We start from the raw sequence: 16017 nt of genomic DNA, 5'->3' as shown, positions 1-16017 counted from the left end.
CGACGGACCGGACTCGGATTCGTCGTGTGCGCATTTCTTCTTCGGTTACGTCGAATACGTCCTCAAATGACACGGGGTAGTTAGTGAGGATGGCTCCGATTAGTCGGGGTCCTGCTTCTGCCTTGTCATTGAGTTGGCGGCTAATTGTTGAGGGAGCGCAATCAAGTTTGTCTGCGAGGGCTGAGATTCCTCCGGCTTCGTTGACTGTGTTCTCTAGCCACGCTTTGCGGACTCGAACTGTATGAAGGAAAGTCATGCAACCTCCTTGTTTGTGTGTTCGCAAACTCCGTTTGTGCTTGCAAAATTGAAATTACATGACTGTTTGTTTCTGCGCAAGTTTTGTTTGTTTTGTCGCTATCACTTGCTATTTTGCGTCTGCGCAAATATGGTTAGGTCATGACTTCAACACGTTGGTGGCAATACATCGAACCCGTAATCAGCGGCATGACAATGCGAGACGCCGCGAAACAGGCAGGCTTCAACCAAAGCGCCTTCACACGCTGGAAGAACGGCGCCAAAGCAGACCCCGATTTCGTCGTTAAATTCGCCCGCGCCTTCCATCTCAACGTTCTAGAGGCACTCGTAGAAGCCGAGTTCATCACTGACAAAGAGGCCAACCTCAAGGAGGTCACAGTGGGAGGACCTACACTTTCCGACGCCACTAATGAAGAACTAGTAAAAGAATTCCTCTATCGCTGCGATCCCCACGCCAAGCGCCTTTTCAACACTGAGACCGGGGAGGAAAGCTTTGAGGTTTCTCTCCATATCGCTCCATCCCCCGTGTCGGGCTCGTCTGCTTCACTGCATGATGACGATGATGGCGTGGTCCGCGAGTTTGATTACGAACCGGGCGAATACGCCGCCGACTCATCACCCAACGAACAAGAAGAACGCGAAAAGCGAGGTGAAGACCCCATTGACTAGCCCAGACCAAGTTGCCATCTACACCACCGAAGATGGCAAAGCACACGTCCGCCTCCAGATAAAAGACAACGACGCTTGGCTCAATACCAGCCAGATGGCCGAACTTTTTGACGTCGGGGCTCCGGCAATAAACCACCACATACGTGAAGTACTCAAACAAGGAGAACTCGACGAAGCTAAATGTAAAAAACTTTTACAACAGCCTGGTAAAGACAGGAAAACTAAACACTACAACCTGGACATGATTCTCGCCGTCGGCTTTCGAGTACGAGGCCCCCGCGGTTCACAATTTAGAAAATGGGCTACAGAAGTTCTACGCGGATACCTCACCAAGGGATTCGCTATCGACGCTCAGAAACTCAAACACGATGGCGTCGATACCCACTTCGATGAATTACTCGAGACTATTCGAGAGATTCGAACTTCTGAACGCCAATTTTTTCGTAAAATCTGCGATGTTATATCCGCAACCAGCGCCGATTACCAAGAGAAGAAATCATTTAAGGAAGTCCAGCAATTCTTCGCCGGGATTCAAAACCGACTTCATTTCGCCACTCATGGGCGAACCGCAGCGGAGCTAATCTGGGAACGTGCAGACCGCACCAAACCATACGCTGGGCTCACAACATGGGACGGAGAAGCGCCCCATAAAAGTGACATGAGCGTAGCTAAAAACTTCCTCACCGAAGACGAAGCCAAACGCATGCGCAGACTCACCACCATGTTCCTGGACTATGCAGAAGACCAAGCCGAGATGGGTAAAACCATGCTCTTAAAAGACTGGATGGAAAAGACAGAAGCCTGGCTCGTGTTCAATGAACGCGAAGTCCTCAAAGGATACGGAAAGAGAAAGCACAAGCAAGCAGTAAACAAGTCCGAGGAAGAATGGAACGCTTACCAGCGTCAACTCGATTCTAAAGTCAACGAAATAGACATGAAAGCTCTAGAAGCCGAGGTCAAGACTCTGAAACGAGGTGAAGACCCCATTGACTGAGCAGGAAGGAATGAATACAAGCAATACAATCAAACGCCTCACCGAGAAGAGTAAAGAATCCTTCTCACTCGCAATCGAGCTATATAACCGACCAACCTTGAAGTATCACGCAGAAGCATGCTCAATATTCCTATGCAATGCTTGGGAACTCATGCTCAAGGCATACCTCATCAAAACACAAGGCATCTCATCAATCTATTTCAAAGACAACCCAGAACGCACAATTTCTCTAGATGACTGCCTTGGCAAGGTATTCACAAACAGCAAATCGCCATTAAGAATCAACATGCGTGAGCTGATTGACTTTAGAAACACCAACACACACTTCATTACTGATGAGTGGGAGATCTTTTACGGACCGTTTTTGCAAGCTGCAGTGACCAACTACGCCCAACAACTCGAAGAACTACTTAATGAGTCAGTCAGTGATTTGATGCCTGAAAATCATCTCACATTGGCAGTAAGACGCGGTGACGTCCAACCAGATATCATCCACGCCAAGTATGACCCAGCCGTAGCAAAGCGGCTTCTGAAGAAAAGCCATGAGCTAGCCGAAGCTGCAGGTACAGGCGGAAATGAAAACATCGCTGCGATTTATGAGACAACGTTGCGTATCGTCAAAAAGGAAAGAGACGCAGACCTAAACGTCTATTTTTCAAAAGGATCCGATATCCCAGTAAACGTTATCCGCGACGTTAAAGATTCGAGAAGCTATTACCCTTACACTCCAAAGATGGTTCTCGGCAAAGTTAACCATCGCTTGAAGCGAGAAAATATAGACCTAACTCGTGATGGGAAACCGCATGAGCGCTTCAATATGTACGACTTCGGGTTGTTCACAAGCGGTCACAATATGAAAGGCGACGAGCGATTCAGTTACGACAGGAGTTCACCCCATGAATTAAATCCTGCCTACATCTACAACGACAACACTGTTGACTTCATTGTCCAAAGGCTTAAAGAAGAGCCTGACTACTTGGACAATCTGAAACAGAAGTCATCAAAAAATAATCGACACTGACCCCAGGGGCAAAGGAATTCTCGACCTAATGTCTTACTCCCATTCGGGAACCCAGCCTGATCCATCACGAGTCAGTGTCTCTAAGTCAGACAGTACCTCATCTACTCACGAACAAACAACCCTTAACACGCCAATGATTGAAGCTCTTATTCAGGCGGCTGAGGGCCGGGGCTACCGAATCCGGTGGCATCGTGGTGGGCCGAAAGCAGCATGGATACCCCGCAGAAACACCATCACGCTCCGCCTCGGCATGGACGATGCGACCACCCTGTGCTCCCTAGCCCACGAGTTAGGCCACGCGCATTATGGTGACCCTCCCGGCCACCACGGCGCCCATGAGCTACGTGCAGACCGGTTCGCCGCCCAACTACTCATCTCGCCTGCCGAATACGCCACAGCAGAAGCAATCTACGGACCACACCCAGCCGCCATCGCAGCAGAGTTAGGAGTGACCGTCAATATCTTGAAATCATGGCAACGGCTGTACACAGCACTATTGGTGAAAAGCAGTTAGCAGCAAAAGGAGGGGCCATGAGTTTCACAAACTATGCCCCTCCTCTTTTACCACTATCCCAGATAGAGTAGAAAAGGCCGCCGGATGCCTTTCTACAAGGATGAACTACGTAGCCCCAGCGGCCTTTCCTAGTCCCGCCGCTAGAGTACAGAAGGAAGGCGGCGGGATTTAGGGTAAGAGTGCCCCTAAAGTCAGCCAGCGTAAGAATTCTGACCGACAGCACTAAGCCTAATATTACTAACTAAAAATAGCTACATCTCTCTCTGTGAAATTGACTTCATACCACAGGAAACGTACCCATACGCAGGATATTCAAAGTAAAGTATGGCCCACCACAATCAGAGGAAGTTAGCCTAGTAAAACGTAAAAGGCCGCTAAGAGTGCAAGGGGTACCAGCACTACTTAGCGGCCGCAACATGAGCTACTTTTCTACATTAATACAACCAACGTAGAAAAGATCAGGAGAGCGGAATCGTACTCTCAACCGGCCAGTACGTACATCCCAGCCGGTGTCGAAAACACTAGCCGACTAAAGCTAACCCCGCAACCATTATTCAGCACGACATCAAATTAAAGAACTAGGCGAACTACTACAACCGACTTACCACCCTCATACCAAGAATTTAATGTAAGCGTCAACACTAAACACTTAGTAGTTCACCGAGGCCATCCATGGGCGCCTACACGCTTCGACCAAACCCTCCCATTTCAGTTCCTGTGCATTCCACCACAAAACCTGACTTTTCCTTTAAAATAAGCTAGCATTCCTTTTTGCGTTCTTAACACCCCCATACGACTCAAGGAGACACAATGCTACGCAAGGCAACCATCGGCCTGACCACCCTGGCCATCGCCACCACCACCGCCATCGCACCAGCAGTGGCAGACGACACCGTCACCTCTGAAACTACCTCTGCCGACGCCGTCACCACGACCGAAGCCACCCCTGAACAAAACGACGCAGCTTCCTCCAAGCTCGACAAGGAAGGCATCCACGCCAAGTTCGAGGAGCTCTCCAGCAAGCACAAGGAAAACAAGCAAGACCTTGACGCTAAGCACGAAGAGCACAAGAAGAACTTCGACGCAAAGCTCGACCAGCTCTCCAGCAAGACTGAAGACTTCAACGCTAAGGTCGACAAGTTCGTCAAGAACATTGACTTCAGCAAAATCGAGGACGCACTGAAGGTCGTAGAAAAGATCATCGTAATCGCCGGCAAGCTCGCCTAACACACGTCTTTCAACTCCACCATTGCCTCGGGCACAACACTAGTGCTCAAGGCAATTTTTTATTCCCCCATCCACCTCAAACTTGTGCAGACTGACACAAAAGAATGCAGTTTCCCCGCACAGGCACTACCCTTCTTACTGGGTAAACCTACCCTGAAAGCACCCCCCCGATAAGGAGACGCAATGCTACGTAAAGCAACCATCGGCCTGACCACCTTGGCCATCGCCACCACCACCGCCATCGCACCAGCAATGGCAGACGATGCAGCCCCCACCAAAGAAACCACTGCAACAACAACTACCACCACGGAAGGCAACTCCTCTCAGCCAGAGAACGCTAAGCACCAGAAGAAGGAAAAGACCCCCGAAGAAAAGCTGCAACAAGCAGAAATCGCTGCCAAGCGACTCGATAACGCTAAGAAAGGCATTGAAGTAACCAAAACCATTGTTGAGATTGGCCTCAAAGTCGGCGAATTTCTATTCCCAGTAGCCGCATAGCCCTATCTCTCCACCGGGCCCCGGCAATCCACAGTATTTGGATTGCCGGGGCTTTTATACAACACAAAGATCTCTATCATGTCTTCAATCAAGTCCTATAAGACCGCAAAAGGAAAGTCCTGGCGCGTCCAGTACCGCGACCCAAACGGCACATCCCACACAAAACGAGGATTCCGCACCAAAAACGAAGCGCAAGCATGGGCCGACAAAAACGCAGTCAATATACGCGAAAACGACTGGATAAACCCCAACGCCGGCAAAATCACCATCGAACAAATGGCCGTCCCATGGCTCACAAACATCACCCACCTCAAACCAAAGACTAAATACGACATGCTCGCTATATGGCGAAACCACGTGAAACCACAATGGGGGAACCGCCAAATATCAAGCATCAAACCATCAGAAGTACAAGCCTGGGTCTCATCACTGGACAAATCAGCCTCACTCGTACGACAAGCACACGCCGTACTAGCCCAAATCCTCGACTTAGCGGTAATGGACAAAGCCATACGAAACAACCCAGCCCGAGGAATCAAACTACCCCGCAAAACCGCCGCCAAAAAGATATACCTCACCGCAGAACAACTCGGACTACTCGTTAACGAATGCACTAAGTACAAAGAACTCGTATGGTTACTAGGCACCGTGGGGCTTCGCTGGGGCGAAGCAGCAGCCCTCAGAGTCCGCGACATAGACGTCACGCGAAACCGAATTAGCATTGAACGAAACGCCGTCACAGTAGGCACCGAAGTGGTTATTGGCACGCCTAAGACGCATGAGGTACGCGAAGTGGCTGTGCCGGCATCGGTGATGCGGATGCTTATACCGGTAATGGAAGGTAAAAGCCCGGATGAGTTGTTATGGCCGCGTCGTGATGGTTCGCCGATGAAGCCGCCTACGCATGGCAAGTGGTACTACAACGCGTTGGATAGGTGTATGGATAAGTACCCGGATTTTCCGCGTGTGACTCCGCATGGTCTTAGGCATGTGGCCGCCGGGTTGATGGTGTCGGCTGGGGCGAATGTGAAAGTTATCCAGCGTGAGCTCGGCCATTCTTCAGCGGCGATGACGCTTGATATTTACGCTGAATTGTTTGATGAGGATTTGGAGGCGGTGGGCAGCGCTGTGGATGAAAAGATTTCAGATGTCGTCAGATTGTCGTCACGTAGGGCTTAAAAAGGGTGTTTATGCAGTTTAAATAGGGTTTAGGTCACTGGTTCGAGCCCAGTTGGAGGAGCAAAAATCCCGCTTAGCTTTGCTAAGCGGGAACTTTTGTATTCAGCCCTATTACCTCTGGGCTAGAACGGCTTGTGGCCTAGTCGTTGATGTACAGATACTGCTTATTTACGAACTCGTCTAGGGCAAAGACAGAAAGTTCACGGCCATAGCCGGAATTCTTGATGCCGCCGAAAGGCAGCACTGGGGAGAAGTACTGTCCCAGGTTGACGTGAATCATTCCGGTATCGATCTGGTCAGCCACGTTGGTGGCACGCTCGGTGTCCTCAGAGAAGACGGCGCCGCCCAGACCGTAGTTGGAGTTATTGGCTAGCTCCACTGCTTCCTTTTCGGAAGAGACCTTATAGATTTCGGCCACAGGGCCGAAGAACTCCTCATAGTAGGAGTCGGAGCCTACGGGGACGTCGGTAAGCACGGTTGGCGTGTAGTAGGCCGCAGTCTCATGCAGCTCGCCACCGGTACGGATAGTGGCACCATTGTCCACGGCACGCTGGACCTGCTTGTCTAGGTTCTCTGCAGCGCTGCGCGAGGACATTGGGTAGTACTGGTTCTCTGCTGGGCTGGAAGGATCACCTTGTGCCATTCCCTCGGCGATGCGCACCATTTCATCAACAAACTCGTCGTAGATATCCTCCATGACGATGATGCGCTTATTGGAGGTGCAGGCCTGGCCGACGTTCTCGATGCGCTTGACCCAGGCTTCCTCAGCCGCCTTAGTGATATCGGCGGCATCGAGAATAATATACGGATCAGTGCCGCCGAGCTCCAGCACAGCCTTCTTAAGGTTGCGTCCGGCGATTTCCGCAATGGCGGCGCCGGCGCGCTCAGAACCAGTGAGAGAAACACCCTGGACACGCGGATCAGCAATAACGTCCGCAATCTGGTCATGGTCGGCATAAATATTGATGTACACTCCCTCGGGCAGGCCAGCCTCGCGGAAGATCTCCTCGATAGCAGCGGCGGACTTCGGGGTAATTTCGGCATGCTTTAGCAAAATGCAATTGCCGTTCATCAGGTTCGGTCCGGCAAAGCGGGCGACCTGGTAGATGGGATAGTTCCACGGCATGATGCCCAGGAGGGAGCCAACGGGAAGGCGGCGAACCACGGCCTTTCCGCCGGGTACATCGACTGGCTTGTCTTTATTGTGCTCTGCCGCATTATCCGCATAGAACTGCAGGATATCGCCGGAGAAGTTGATCTCCCACTCCCCTTCCGGGGTGGCCTTGCCCATTTCTTGGGCCTCAATCTTGGCTAGTTCGCCTTTACGCTCCTTAAAGAGCTCGGCAGCACGGGAGACAATCTTGGCGCGCTCGTCAATTGGGGTCTTACGCCAGGTTTGAAAGGCCTCGTGAGACTTGGCTAGTGCATCCTGGATCTGCTCGTCGGTAAAGGTATCGAAGGTTTCTACCACTTCATTTGTGGCGGGGTTGGTAACTGCGTAGCCCTTAGACATCGGGACTTCCTTCCTATGGGGTGTGGTTGTTGATGTACGTCGCACAGGCACTGTGCCTATCACAACAGTACGCGATACATGTTATCTATGTCACCGTTTTAGGCGCCGATGGCCATCGAGCCGTCCTTCATTTTCACGCCCTCATCCTGCTTCATGTAGGTGGCATCACGGGTAAGCATCTGGCGGACCATGTCTTCATTCTTTTGGATTTCTGCTTCAAGGGCTTCCTGGTCTTGGCGCAGCAGGTCAAAACGTTCTTGCACTAGTGGGGCTTCCATTTCCAAGATGGGCTGCATCACGGACTGCGCCACGCCACAGGCATCAGCCACCTCATCGCCGTGGATGATGCGCACATGCGCAGCGGTCCAATCTGCAAGCGTGTCTTCTGGAAAGCCGGTGAGTTCCTTAGCATTAACAACGAAGCCGGACATCAGGGCATCGACAAGCTGGCGGGCAGCCTCATTAATCTCGCCGTCGACCGCATGGATGGTGTCCATGGTCTCCTGCGAGGCCTCTACATCATCTTCGCCGCGGAAGAGATCGGAGCGGATACCCAACATGCGGCCGACTATCTTCCACAGATAGAACACGTCCTTTTCTTCTTCCGCGGTGAGTTGCCAGCCCATGCGGCGCAGCCCGGCATATGGGATATACGTGAAATCGAACCAGGTGCGCAGCATGTCGAATTCACTAATCGGCGCACCATAGTCGGAATAGTCCAAGCCTTTGCGGTTATGTACGCGGCGCACATGAGCGTGAATCGCGCGCACCATGCCTGTATGAATAAAGCCCTCCCCTCCTGGCTGCAAAGCATCCGGCAGGTAGAGCGAATAGGTCCAATTTGTGGTGTAGGCAAGGCGCTTGACTGCACCGTCAGTAAGCTCGCCGGTGTTAACCAAAAGGTCAGCGATGGCCGGGGTAGCATACGTATGCACCAAGGAACCAGGGCCCAACGCCAGACCGTGACTCAACGGCGGGATGGATAGGTAAGTGCGGCGACCACGCTCAAGCTTTTCGGCGTCTAGACCAGCAAGCGCCTTGGTCATATCCTCAATCAATGCCGCTACCTCCGGCAGGGTATCGTCATCGGCGGTGCCGCGAGCTAAGGCCTCGCGCAGGTTGGGCATGATTTCCTTGACCGTATGACCGCTGGTGAATAGGGCGTCTGCCACGGGATCCATAGCCCAGAAGGCCTCTTGGTAGCGGTCTGCGCGCTGCGTGCCATACTTGGCCACAAATTCTTCGCGGCTACCGCGGCCGGCCGGCCATTCATTTACGGTGCTCAACGGTGCTGGTGCATTCATTGTGGTTTCTCCTTATAGTCTGGTGAGAGTTGGTGAAGTCGGTTTAGCTGCGGGCTTCTTTCGAGTCATCGTGCAAGGTGTAATCGGACTTGGTATCTGGTTCGTTCTTAGCGATGTAGTCTTTGATCACCTCCGTCACCGCAGTCCAAGGGGGCTTGCCGTTATTGGCTCGCTTTATCCTGGCCCTTTTCGCACCTGGCAGCTTGTCCCGAATTCGGGCCGCACGAGCTTCCGCTTTAGCGGCTGCCTTGAAGAGGATGGCCCAAGGCCTAAAGTTGATCTTTTCCCAGCGTGTGCCCTGCACCATAAACTTGGTGTCTTTCTCGCCGCAGATGGTAGATAGTGCGCCAAGGGCAACGTGCGGCACGAGGGGGTTGAGGCTTTCTAGGATGGACATCAGCGCGGTAGCCACACGCTCGTGGTAAGCAGAGGAATATCCGCCATTGCCATAGATGTAATCAGTCATCTTGCGCATTTCATCGCCAGTTTTAGGGATAAGGCGCTCCTCCGCTCCCATCATGTAGAGGATGTATCCCCAATACTGAGCCACGTCATCCCACTCCTGGCCGCTATGCGGACGGCCAAAGAACTCGTCGATTGCAAGCGGCATCATGCCAAACCAGCCTTCTCCAGAGACGAGGAAACTGGAGCCGATTGGACGCCCGAACTCGTTATAGTGCTCCGGACCCCACATCTTTTCCAATCCGCGGTTTGCCTGGGCGTGGAGCAAACGCACGCGCACCGCCGCCTTGCGTCCCTCACCAAAACGCTCGAAAACGTTCTTCTTTCCTAGATCCACAAAGAACTGTGCAGTCTCAATAGACCGCTGCATGGCTTGGAACTCGAACATTCCGGTCTCACCTGTGGCCGCTGAGGTGCGGTCCTCCAACGTGGTTGCCCAATAAGCAAAGGCGATAGCAAGAATCTCTGAGGTGCGGGTGACGTTGTAATAGGCTACGCGCCCGCGTTCGGCGGCCTCGAGGTCTAGCCAACCTGGGATCCGATCTACTTCTTGGAAAAACTCCACCAACTCAGGGGCAGGTTCACGCACCGTATCGATGCCCTGATTTAGCGCCTGCTCGAATTTTTTCCGCGATTCCTTCGCTCCATCGCGACGGAAGGCTTGGGCGAGCTTCTCACCCGTCTCATCGGTTTGCCACATGTGGTCATCTAAAAGGCGGGTTTGCGCAGTACCGTAGCCCTCCCAAGAATCTTCCACTGAGTGCCAAGAATCAAAAATATTATGGCGCAACACGGACCAGCTCGGGGTGGGGGTGCGCCGCTTAGGTGCCGGGCGCAGCGGCATTCCATCGCGGTAAAAATAGCGGAAATCCTCATAAGGATTATCGGACATCGGCAAAATCTCTGGCTGCGTGGCTTCGCTCGCCAAGGGCTTCGTGGGGGTTGACATTCGAGTCACTTCACTTTCTAATCTTTAAGTCGGTAGCGCGGGATCTAACGCTTTGCTTCTTTCGAATCGTCGTGCAAAGTCCAGGCCACCTTGACGTCAGGCTCGTTATTTTTGATGTATTCCTGCACCTCTTCCAAGGCGTTCGACCACGGCGGGCGACCTTGAGTAGCTTTCTGCTTCTTATAGGCTTCAGCGTCTGGTCGTTGATCCGCTTCGCGGGCTTCTTCAGCCTCTTTACGGGCCTTTTCCTCAAAATCCTTCGCAGCCTGGCTAAAGTCCAATTCGGCCCAACGGGTCCCCTCCACCATGAACTTGGTATCTTCAGGGCCAACCAACGTGGCCAACGAGCCCAGCATTTCTAGCGGCAGATTGGGATCCATTTGTTCCACAATGGACATCAGCGCAGTGGCAACACGCTGGTGATACGCGGAAGACCGCCCACCATTTGCGTAAATGAAGTCGGTCATTTTGCGCATCTCATCACCATTTTTTGGAATGAGACGGTGCTCTGCACCCATCATGTGCAAGACATAAGCCCAGTACTGAGCTACGTCATCCCAATCTTGTCCAGAGTGAGGACGACCGAATAGCTCGTCAATGGCTAGTGGCATGAGCGCAAACCAGCCCTCACCCGAAACGAGGAAGCTCGAGCCAATCGGCCGTCCGAACTCGTTGTAGTGTTCTGGGCCCCATAGCTTTTCCAGTCCCCTATTAGCCTGTGCATGCAAAAGGCGAACGTGCACTGCCGCTTTGCGGCCTTCCCCAAAGCGATCAAAGACATCCTGTTTGCCCAAATCAACAAAGAACTTGGAAGTCTCTAGCGCGCGCTGCATCGCTTTGAATTCGAACATGCCGGTCTCACCCGTGGCCGCAGAGGTGCGATCCTCCATGGTGGTAGCCCAATAACCAAAGTTGAAGGTGAGCAAATCTGCGCTTGGCGTGGCATTGTAATAAGCCACGCGTCCCCGCTCAGCGGCCTCCAGATCAATCCACTCAGGAATGGTATCTACCTGCTCAAAGAAGGCAACGAGTTCTGATGACGGTTCTTCGACGGTTTCGATGCCCTTATTTAGAGCTTGCTCAAAGTCGGCCCGAGCTTTCTTTGCGCCATCGCGACGGAAGGATTCAGCCAAAGCGGCGCCTTGTTCATCCGTTTGCCACATATGGTCATCTAGGAGTCGTGTTTGGGGCGTGTCATACCCGGCCCAGTCATCGTGGACAGTGTGCCACTTGTCAAAAATATTATGGCGAAGCGTGGACCAACCCGGTTTGTCTACGCGCCGCTTAGGCGCCGGGCGTAGCGGCATTCCATCGCGGTAAAAATAGCGGAAATCCTCATAAGGATTATCGGACATCGGCAAAATCTCTGGCTGCGTGGCTTCGCTCGCCAAGGGCTTCGTGGGGGTTGACATTGCAGTGACTCCCTTTCTTCACTCAAGTGTGAGACCACACACTGTTGAACAATATGTGCCCTATGTCACCTTTAATACGTAGTGGTCATCGTATAGAGAGTCAGATTGCACCGCAATGGAATTCGCGGAGGTTTACCCATTTTGCTCTGCTTTAAACTTTCAACAGTGGACAGAAGGGCTTGAATTACACCCCCTACCATGAGAAATAAGACAGAAGGATGCGCCAGGAAATCTTTTAATTTGAAGTCTTCACCCACCCATGTGGGTGTATCGAATGCGCTTAACTGGCCCAGTGTTACTACATGAGTGACATAGAACTCAGTTAGTGGCTACTATGTCCTCAATTACTTTAAAGCTGAATGGCGTGAAGTGGTGCCGCGAGATGCGAATGGGCCGCACAGCGTTAGAACGCTTCACAGGCTTCCCTCGCTCCGCCCACGCCATTGAGCAGAAAGGGGCCACAATGGACGAAACTTCCTTAAAACACTCTCCGGCACGAGGCACAGCAAAACGGAGCGAAGGTTCGCGGCTGCGGGCCACAGTACAGCAGGTCACCCCAGTCGCTGATGACCTTATGGTGCTGGAATTCTGCTTTAAGAAAGGAGCGAAACTCCCCGACTACTCCCCTGGCTGCCACGTAGACGTCACGCTCACCGGGCCAGAGGATACGGAGTTAGTGCGCCAGTACTCCGTTTTTGAAATGCCATCCAAAGAGACCCCCTGTGGCGGCGCCGGTGCGGATTCAACCTACGGCATCGCCGTTAAACGCGAAGAGAATTCGCGGGGTGGCTCCCTTGTCATGATGCAACTTCGCGCGGGCGATGAGTTACTCATCTCCCCAGCGCACAATAACTTCGAACTCGTTGACACCGCCAGCTACTATGTGCTCGCCGGCGCCGGTGTTGGTATTGCGCCTATGCTTTCCATGGCCCAATCGCTACAGCGCCAAGGCAAACCCTTCATGGTTCTCTACTTCGCCTCTAGCATTACCCGCGCCGTACTGCTGCCCCAATTGCGCAGCATATGCGGCGATAGTCTCATTGAAGTTTTTGGCTCACCCCGTGCACGGCAAGAAGAAATCTACCGACACCTGTTGTCCCAAGCCCCGCAGGAAACAGTGTTTTATGTATGCGGTCCGCAAGGGTTCATGTCCGGCGCAAAGGAGGTAGTGCTGGACTATCTTCCCCACCAGAATTTCCACTGGGAAAACTTCCACCCTGATATGGAAGCGCTTAGCGGAGAGAAAAATGCCGGTGCAGGCGATTGCGCTTTCGACGTGGAATTTTGTGGGGAAACCGTTCACGTTCCAGCCAATGTCACTGTACTCGAGGCACTCGAGGAAGCTGACTTGCCGGTGATGTCACGTTGTTTAGAAGGCACCTGCAGCACCTGCGTTATGAAAGTGATAGAAGGCGAGCCAGATCATCGAGATTCCGTCTTTAATGAACAAATGCATGCAGACGGCGCCTTTGCGCCCTGCGTTTCACGGTCACTGGATAGACGCCTGGTGCTCGAGCGCTGGCGCCGCTAAGGCACTACGCTTTAGAGCGAACGCACCATCACGACCCCAATGATGACTAAGGCCAGTCCCACTACGCGGTGAATAGGGGGCAGTCCCCGGCGCGCATGCCCCCAGCCGAGCGACTCTACTACCTGACCGCACACAATTGATCCCACCAACGATCCAATCACGGTCGTTCCCGTGCCCAAGATGGGAGAAAGCGTAGCCCCACCAACCACGAAGAGTGCCCCAAGGACTCCACCGAACCACATCCACCACGGACCAGGGGCGGGACGGGTGAAAAGAGCACGCCGCGGACCTCGGGGGGCGATAGACAGCACTGCAAGCAAGAGCACGCCGACTGCTAGAGAAACCTCGCCGGCGGGAAGGGGGTTGCCCAATGCACGGCCGAGGAAGCCGTTGACAGCAGTTTGGGTTGCTGAGCCCATTCCAATAAGAACCCCAAAAGCCGCCACAACCACAGCTTCACACCACTGGCTGTAGCATGCGTAGTAGCGGCACCGCGCCCGATTTCCAATACCAACGCGATTCCGACCAACACCACGGCCACTCCGAGGATGCGCAGCGGGCCGACTCCAACGTGTGGGGAATTAAATATGCCGGTGGTATCGCAAAGCAGACCCATTGTTACCTGCCCCAAGATAGGCAAGATAACGGTCTCCACACTGCCGATGCGAGGGAAAAGCAGAATATTTCCCACGATGAAGGAAACTCCCATAAACCCGCCGAGCCACACCCACCAGGGCTGTTGCGCAGCGGTGGCTAAATCCGGAATTAGGTGACCGGTGAGCGCAAGAGCAATAAGCGCAGAAACGAACAAGCCAATAATAAAGGAAAAGAATCCCGCCACAATTGGGGAACCAATACTTTCACGAAACCGCGTATTAATGGCCGTCTGTACCGGCACTATGGCGCCGACCAGCAGGGCGGCAATGACCAACATAGAGCGTCCTTTCTTATAGGCAGCTGGGGGGCATCGCCAAGCATGGCTTCTGCCACATTGCACAATGCAGAAACACTGAGAGTGCAGGCCCAGGGTTGTGGGACCTGCACTCTCGGAGAGGCGGCAGCACTGCCATGAGATGGTGCGGGCTAGCTACCAGAAGATTTATTAATCCGTGGGAATGGAGTCCGTGTTCTCCAGTAGCTTGGCCACATAACCGGTATTGAACTCACCGCTGCGGAACTTTTCGCTATCGAGCAACATCGCCTGGAACGTCGCAGTCGTCACCACGCCCTCCACCTCTAGCTCATCGATAGCGCGCAGCATTCGAGCGATGGCTTCATCGCGATCTTCTGCCCACACGATAAGTTTGCCGACCATAGAATCATAGAAAGGTGGGATCGTGTAGCCAGTTTCGATGTGGGTATCCATGCGTACACCAAAGCCGCCTGGAACGCGATAGTGTTCGATCTTGCCGGGGCGAGGAGCGAAGTTTTGGTTCGGGTCCTCAGCATTGATGCGGCATTCAATAGCGTGGCCGCGTATCTCAATATCATCCTGCCTGATGGACAACTTCTGTCCGGAGGCAATGCGTAGCTGCTCCTTGATAAGGTCCACACCGGTAATCATTTCCGTAACCGGGTGCTCGACTTGGATACGGGTATTCATCTCGATGAAGTAGTACTTGTTTTCCGTGTTGTCGAACACGAACTCGATGGTACCGGCGTTTTTGTATTTAACTTCCTTGCACAGGTTGATGGCAGCTTCCTGCATCCCCGCTCGGAGTTCCTCGGTCAGGACCGGGGACGGGCCTTCCTCAATAAGCTTCTGGTTACGGCGCTGGGAGGTACAGTCACGCTCTCCCAAGGCCACGACGTTCTCTCCATCCGAAAGCACCTGGATCTCAATGTGCCTAATATCGGTGAGATAGCGCTCGATGTACACCGAGGGATCGTTGAACGCCGATTCGGCCTCGTTCATGATCTCATTGAGATCTTTTTCCAGCGTGTCCTCGGATTCAACCACGCGCATGCCACGACCTCCGCCGCCGGCTGCAGCCTTAATAAGCAGCGGGAAGCCTGTGTTGCGGGCGACTTTCATCGCCTCATCAATTTCGGTGACTACTCCATCGGAGCCGGGCACGGTGGGCACCCCGGCAGCTTGCGCGATGCGCTTTGCCTCGATCTTATCTCCCATCAAACCGATGTGTTCGGCAGAGGGACCGACAAAGCCGATGTTTTCTTCTTCCACCATGCGTACAAAGTCGGGCTTTTCAGATAGGAATCCGTAGCCGGGGTGAATGGCGTCGGCCTTAAAAGCCATGGCCGCAGAAAGGATGAGCTCGGGGCTGTTATAGCTTTTCGCGGCGTTGGCTGGGCCGATGCAAACGGCCTTATCAGCTAGTTTAACGGGCAAGGAATCCTTATCACCCTCAGAGTAGACGAGGATGGATTTTATCCCCAGCTCCTTGCAGGCGCGGATAACGCGCAAGGCGATCTCGCCGCGGTTGGCGATCAGAACGCTATTTAAGAGATCTGACATGTTTTCCTCCAGA

General features: G+C 53.1%; 15 protein-coding genes. 8 read left to right on the top strand and 7 right to left on the bottom strand.

Annotated elements, in window-relative coordinates; genetic code table 11:
• Positions 1–396: 396 nt before the first annotated feature.
• The 7 genes from WMP97_RS03015 to WMP97_RS02985 all read left to right on the top strand — a co-directional run bounded on the left by WMP97_RS03015 (position 397) and on the right by WMP97_RS02985 (position 6357).
• Complete coding sequence (locus tag WMP97_RS03015) at positions 397–924, top strand: helix-turn-helix domain-containing protein (protein ID WP_340439757.1); 528 nt, start codon at positions 397–399, stop codon at positions 922–924.
• The gene (gene rhuM, locus WMP97_RS03010; protein WP_340439756.1) at positions 917–1918 is read left to right on the top strand and encodes a RhuM family protein; all 1002 of its coding nucleotides are present in this window, start codon (positions 917–919) and stop codon (positions 1916–1918) included. The genes WMP97_RS03015 and rhuM overlap by 8 nt, the downstream gene beginning before the upstream one ends.
• On the top strand, positions 1911–2939 hold the full coding sequence (locus tag WMP97_RS03005) for a DUF3644 domain-containing protein (RefSeq protein WP_340439755.1): 1029 nt from the start codon (positions 1911–1913) through the stop codon (positions 2937–2939). The genes rhuM and WMP97_RS03005 overlap by 8 nt, the downstream gene beginning before the upstream one ends.
• A gap of 28 nt (positions 2940–2967) precedes the next feature.
• Positions 2968–3453 (top strand): ImmA/IrrE family metallo-endopeptidase, encoded by a 486-nt coding sequence (locus tag WMP97_RS03000; RefSeq protein ID WP_340439754.1) that lies wholly within the window; start codon positions 2968–2970, stop codon positions 3451–3453.
• An 810-nt stretch (positions 3454–4263) separates the two neighbouring features.
• The gene (locus WMP97_RS02995) at positions 4264–4680 is read left to right on the top strand and encodes a hypothetical protein (protein WP_340439753.1); all 417 of its coding nucleotides are present in this window, start codon (positions 4264–4266) and stop codon (positions 4678–4680) included.
• Between the two features lie 183 nt (positions 4681–4863).
• Positions 4864–5178: a hypothetical protein gene (locus WMP97_RS02990; RefSeq protein ID WP_023021029.1), complete on the top strand. Its 315-nt coding sequence runs from the start codon at positions 4864–4866 to the stop codon at positions 5176–5178.
• Between the two features lie 78 nt (positions 5179–5256).
• Positions 5257–6357 carry a tyrosine-type recombinase/integrase gene (locus tag WMP97_RS02985; RefSeq protein WP_340439752.1) on the top strand — a complete coding sequence of 367 codons (1101 nt, stop codon included), beginning with the start codon at positions 5257–5259 and terminating at the stop codon, positions 6355–6357.
• A 139-nt stretch (positions 6358–6496) separates the two neighbouring features.
• Here the strand turns inward: WMP97_RS02985 and WMP97_RS02980 are convergent, their stop codons facing one another.
• The 4 genes from WMP97_RS02980 to WMP97_RS02965 form a co-directional block, all read right to left on the bottom strand.
• Positions 6497–7870, bottom strand: coding sequence for an NAD-dependent succinate-semialdehyde dehydrogenase (locus WMP97_RS02980; RefSeq protein WP_284798776.1), 1374 nt, complete (start codon positions 7868–7870; stop codon positions 6497–6499).
• Between the two features lie 98 nt (positions 7871–7968).
• The gene (locus tag WMP97_RS02975; RefSeq protein WP_340439751.1) at positions 7969–9174 is read right to left on the bottom strand and encodes an oxygenase MpaB family protein; all 1206 of its coding nucleotides are present in this window, start codon (positions 9172–9174) and stop codon (positions 7969–7971) included.
• A gap of 43 nt (positions 9175–9217) precedes the next feature.
• Complete coding sequence (locus WMP97_RS02970; protein WP_239208752.1) at positions 9218–10585, bottom strand: oxygenase MpaB family protein; 1368 nt, start codon at positions 10583–10585, stop codon at positions 9218–9220.
• 44 nt (positions 10586–10629) lie between these two features.
• Positions 10630–11997, bottom strand: a complete 1368-nt coding sequence (locus WMP97_RS02965) for an oxygenase MpaB family protein (protein WP_340439749.1) — start codon at positions 11995–11997, stop codon at positions 10630–10632.
• Positions 11998–12460: 463 nt separating this feature from the next.
• Between WMP97_RS02965 and WMP97_RS02960 the strand changes: the two genes are divergently transcribed.
• Entirely contained in the window at positions 12461–13528 is a 1068-nt protein-coding gene (locus WMP97_RS02960; RefSeq protein ID WP_200288804.1) for a PDR/VanB family oxidoreductase, read from the top strand.
• Positions 13529–13539: 11 nt separating this feature from the next.
• On the opposite strand, the gene WMP97_RS02955 is transcribed toward WMP97_RS02960, so the two are convergent.
• The 3 genes from WMP97_RS02955 to accC all read right to left on the bottom strand — a co-directional run bounded on the left by WMP97_RS02955 (position 13540) and on the right by accC (position 16004).
• Positions 13540–13947, bottom strand: a complete 408-nt coding sequence (locus WMP97_RS02955) for a DMT family transporter (protein WP_340439747.1) — start codon at positions 13945–13947, stop codon at positions 13540–13542.
• Complete coding sequence (locus WMP97_RS02950) at positions 13863–14462, bottom strand: DMT family transporter (protein ID WP_340439745.1); 600 nt, start codon at positions 14460–14462, stop codon at positions 13863–13865. The genes WMP97_RS02955 and WMP97_RS02950 overlap by 85 nt, the downstream gene beginning before the upstream one ends.
• A gap of 168 nt (positions 14463–14630) precedes the next feature.
• Positions 14631–16004, bottom strand: a complete 1374-nt coding sequence (gene accC, locus WMP97_RS02945) for an acetyl-CoA carboxylase biotin carboxylase subunit (protein ID WP_340439743.1) — start codon at positions 16002–16004, stop codon at positions 14631–14633.
• Positions 16005–16017: the final 13 nt, after the last annotated feature.

The organism is Corynebacterium sp. KPL4072, from assembly GCF_037908395.1.
Classification (GTDB): Bacteria; Actinomycetota; Actinomycetes; order Mycobacteriales; family Mycobacteriaceae; genus Corynebacterium; species Corynebacterium kefirresidentii.
The sequence above is the reverse complement of the archived record's forward strand: the minus strand, read 5'-3'. Positions and strand labels throughout refer to the sequence as shown.

Coding starts and splice junctions, on each gene's coding strand:
- WMP97_RS02955 (WP_340439747.1), bottom strand. CDS start 13,947: ATGGGCTCAGCAACCCAAACTGCTGTCAACGGCTTCCTCGGCCGTGCA.
- WMP97_RS02970 (WP_239208752.1), bottom strand. CDS start 10,585: ATGTCAACCCCCACGAAGCCCTTGGCGAGCGAAGCCACGCAGCCAGAG.
- WMP97_RS02965 (WP_340439749.1), bottom strand. CDS start 11,997: ATGTCAACCCCCACGAAGCCCTTGGCGAGCGAAGCCACGCAGCCAGAG.
- WMP97_RS02995 (WP_340439753.1), top strand. CDS start 4,264: ATGCTACGCAAGGCAACCATCGGCCTGACCACCCTGGCCATCGCCACC.
- WMP97_RS03000 (WP_340439754.1), top strand. CDS start 2,968: ATGTCTTACTCCCATTCGGGAACCCAGCCTGATCCATCACGAGTCAGT.
- WMP97_RS02990 (WP_023021029.1), top strand. CDS start 4,864: ATGCTACGTAAAGCAACCATCGGCCTGACCACCTTGGCCATCGCCACC.
- WMP97_RS03015 (WP_340439757.1), top strand. CDS start 397: ATGACTTCAACACGTTGGTGGCAATACATCGAACCCGTAATCAGCGGC.
- WMP97_RS02975 (WP_340439751.1), bottom strand. CDS start 9,174: ATGAATGCACCAGCACCGTTGAGCACCGTAAATGAATGGCCGGCCGGC.
- WMP97_RS02950 (WP_340439745.1), bottom strand. CDS start 14,462: ATGTTGGTCATTGCCGCCCTGCTGGTCGGCGCCATAGTGCCGGTACAG.
- accC (WP_340439743.1), bottom strand. CDS start 16,004: ATGTCAGATCTCTTAAATAGCGTTCTGATCGCCAACCGCGGCGAGATC.
- WMP97_RS02980 (WP_284798776.1), bottom strand. CDS start 7,870: ATGTCTAAGGGCTACGCAGTTACCAACCCCGCCACAAATGAAGTGGTA.
- WMP97_RS02960 (WP_200288804.1), top strand. CDS start 12,461: ATGGACGAAACTTCCTTAAAACACTCTCCGGCACGAGGCACAGCAAAA.
- WMP97_RS02985 (WP_340439752.1), top strand. CDS start 5,257: ATGTCTTCAATCAAGTCCTATAAGACCGCAAAAGGAAAGTCCTGGCGC.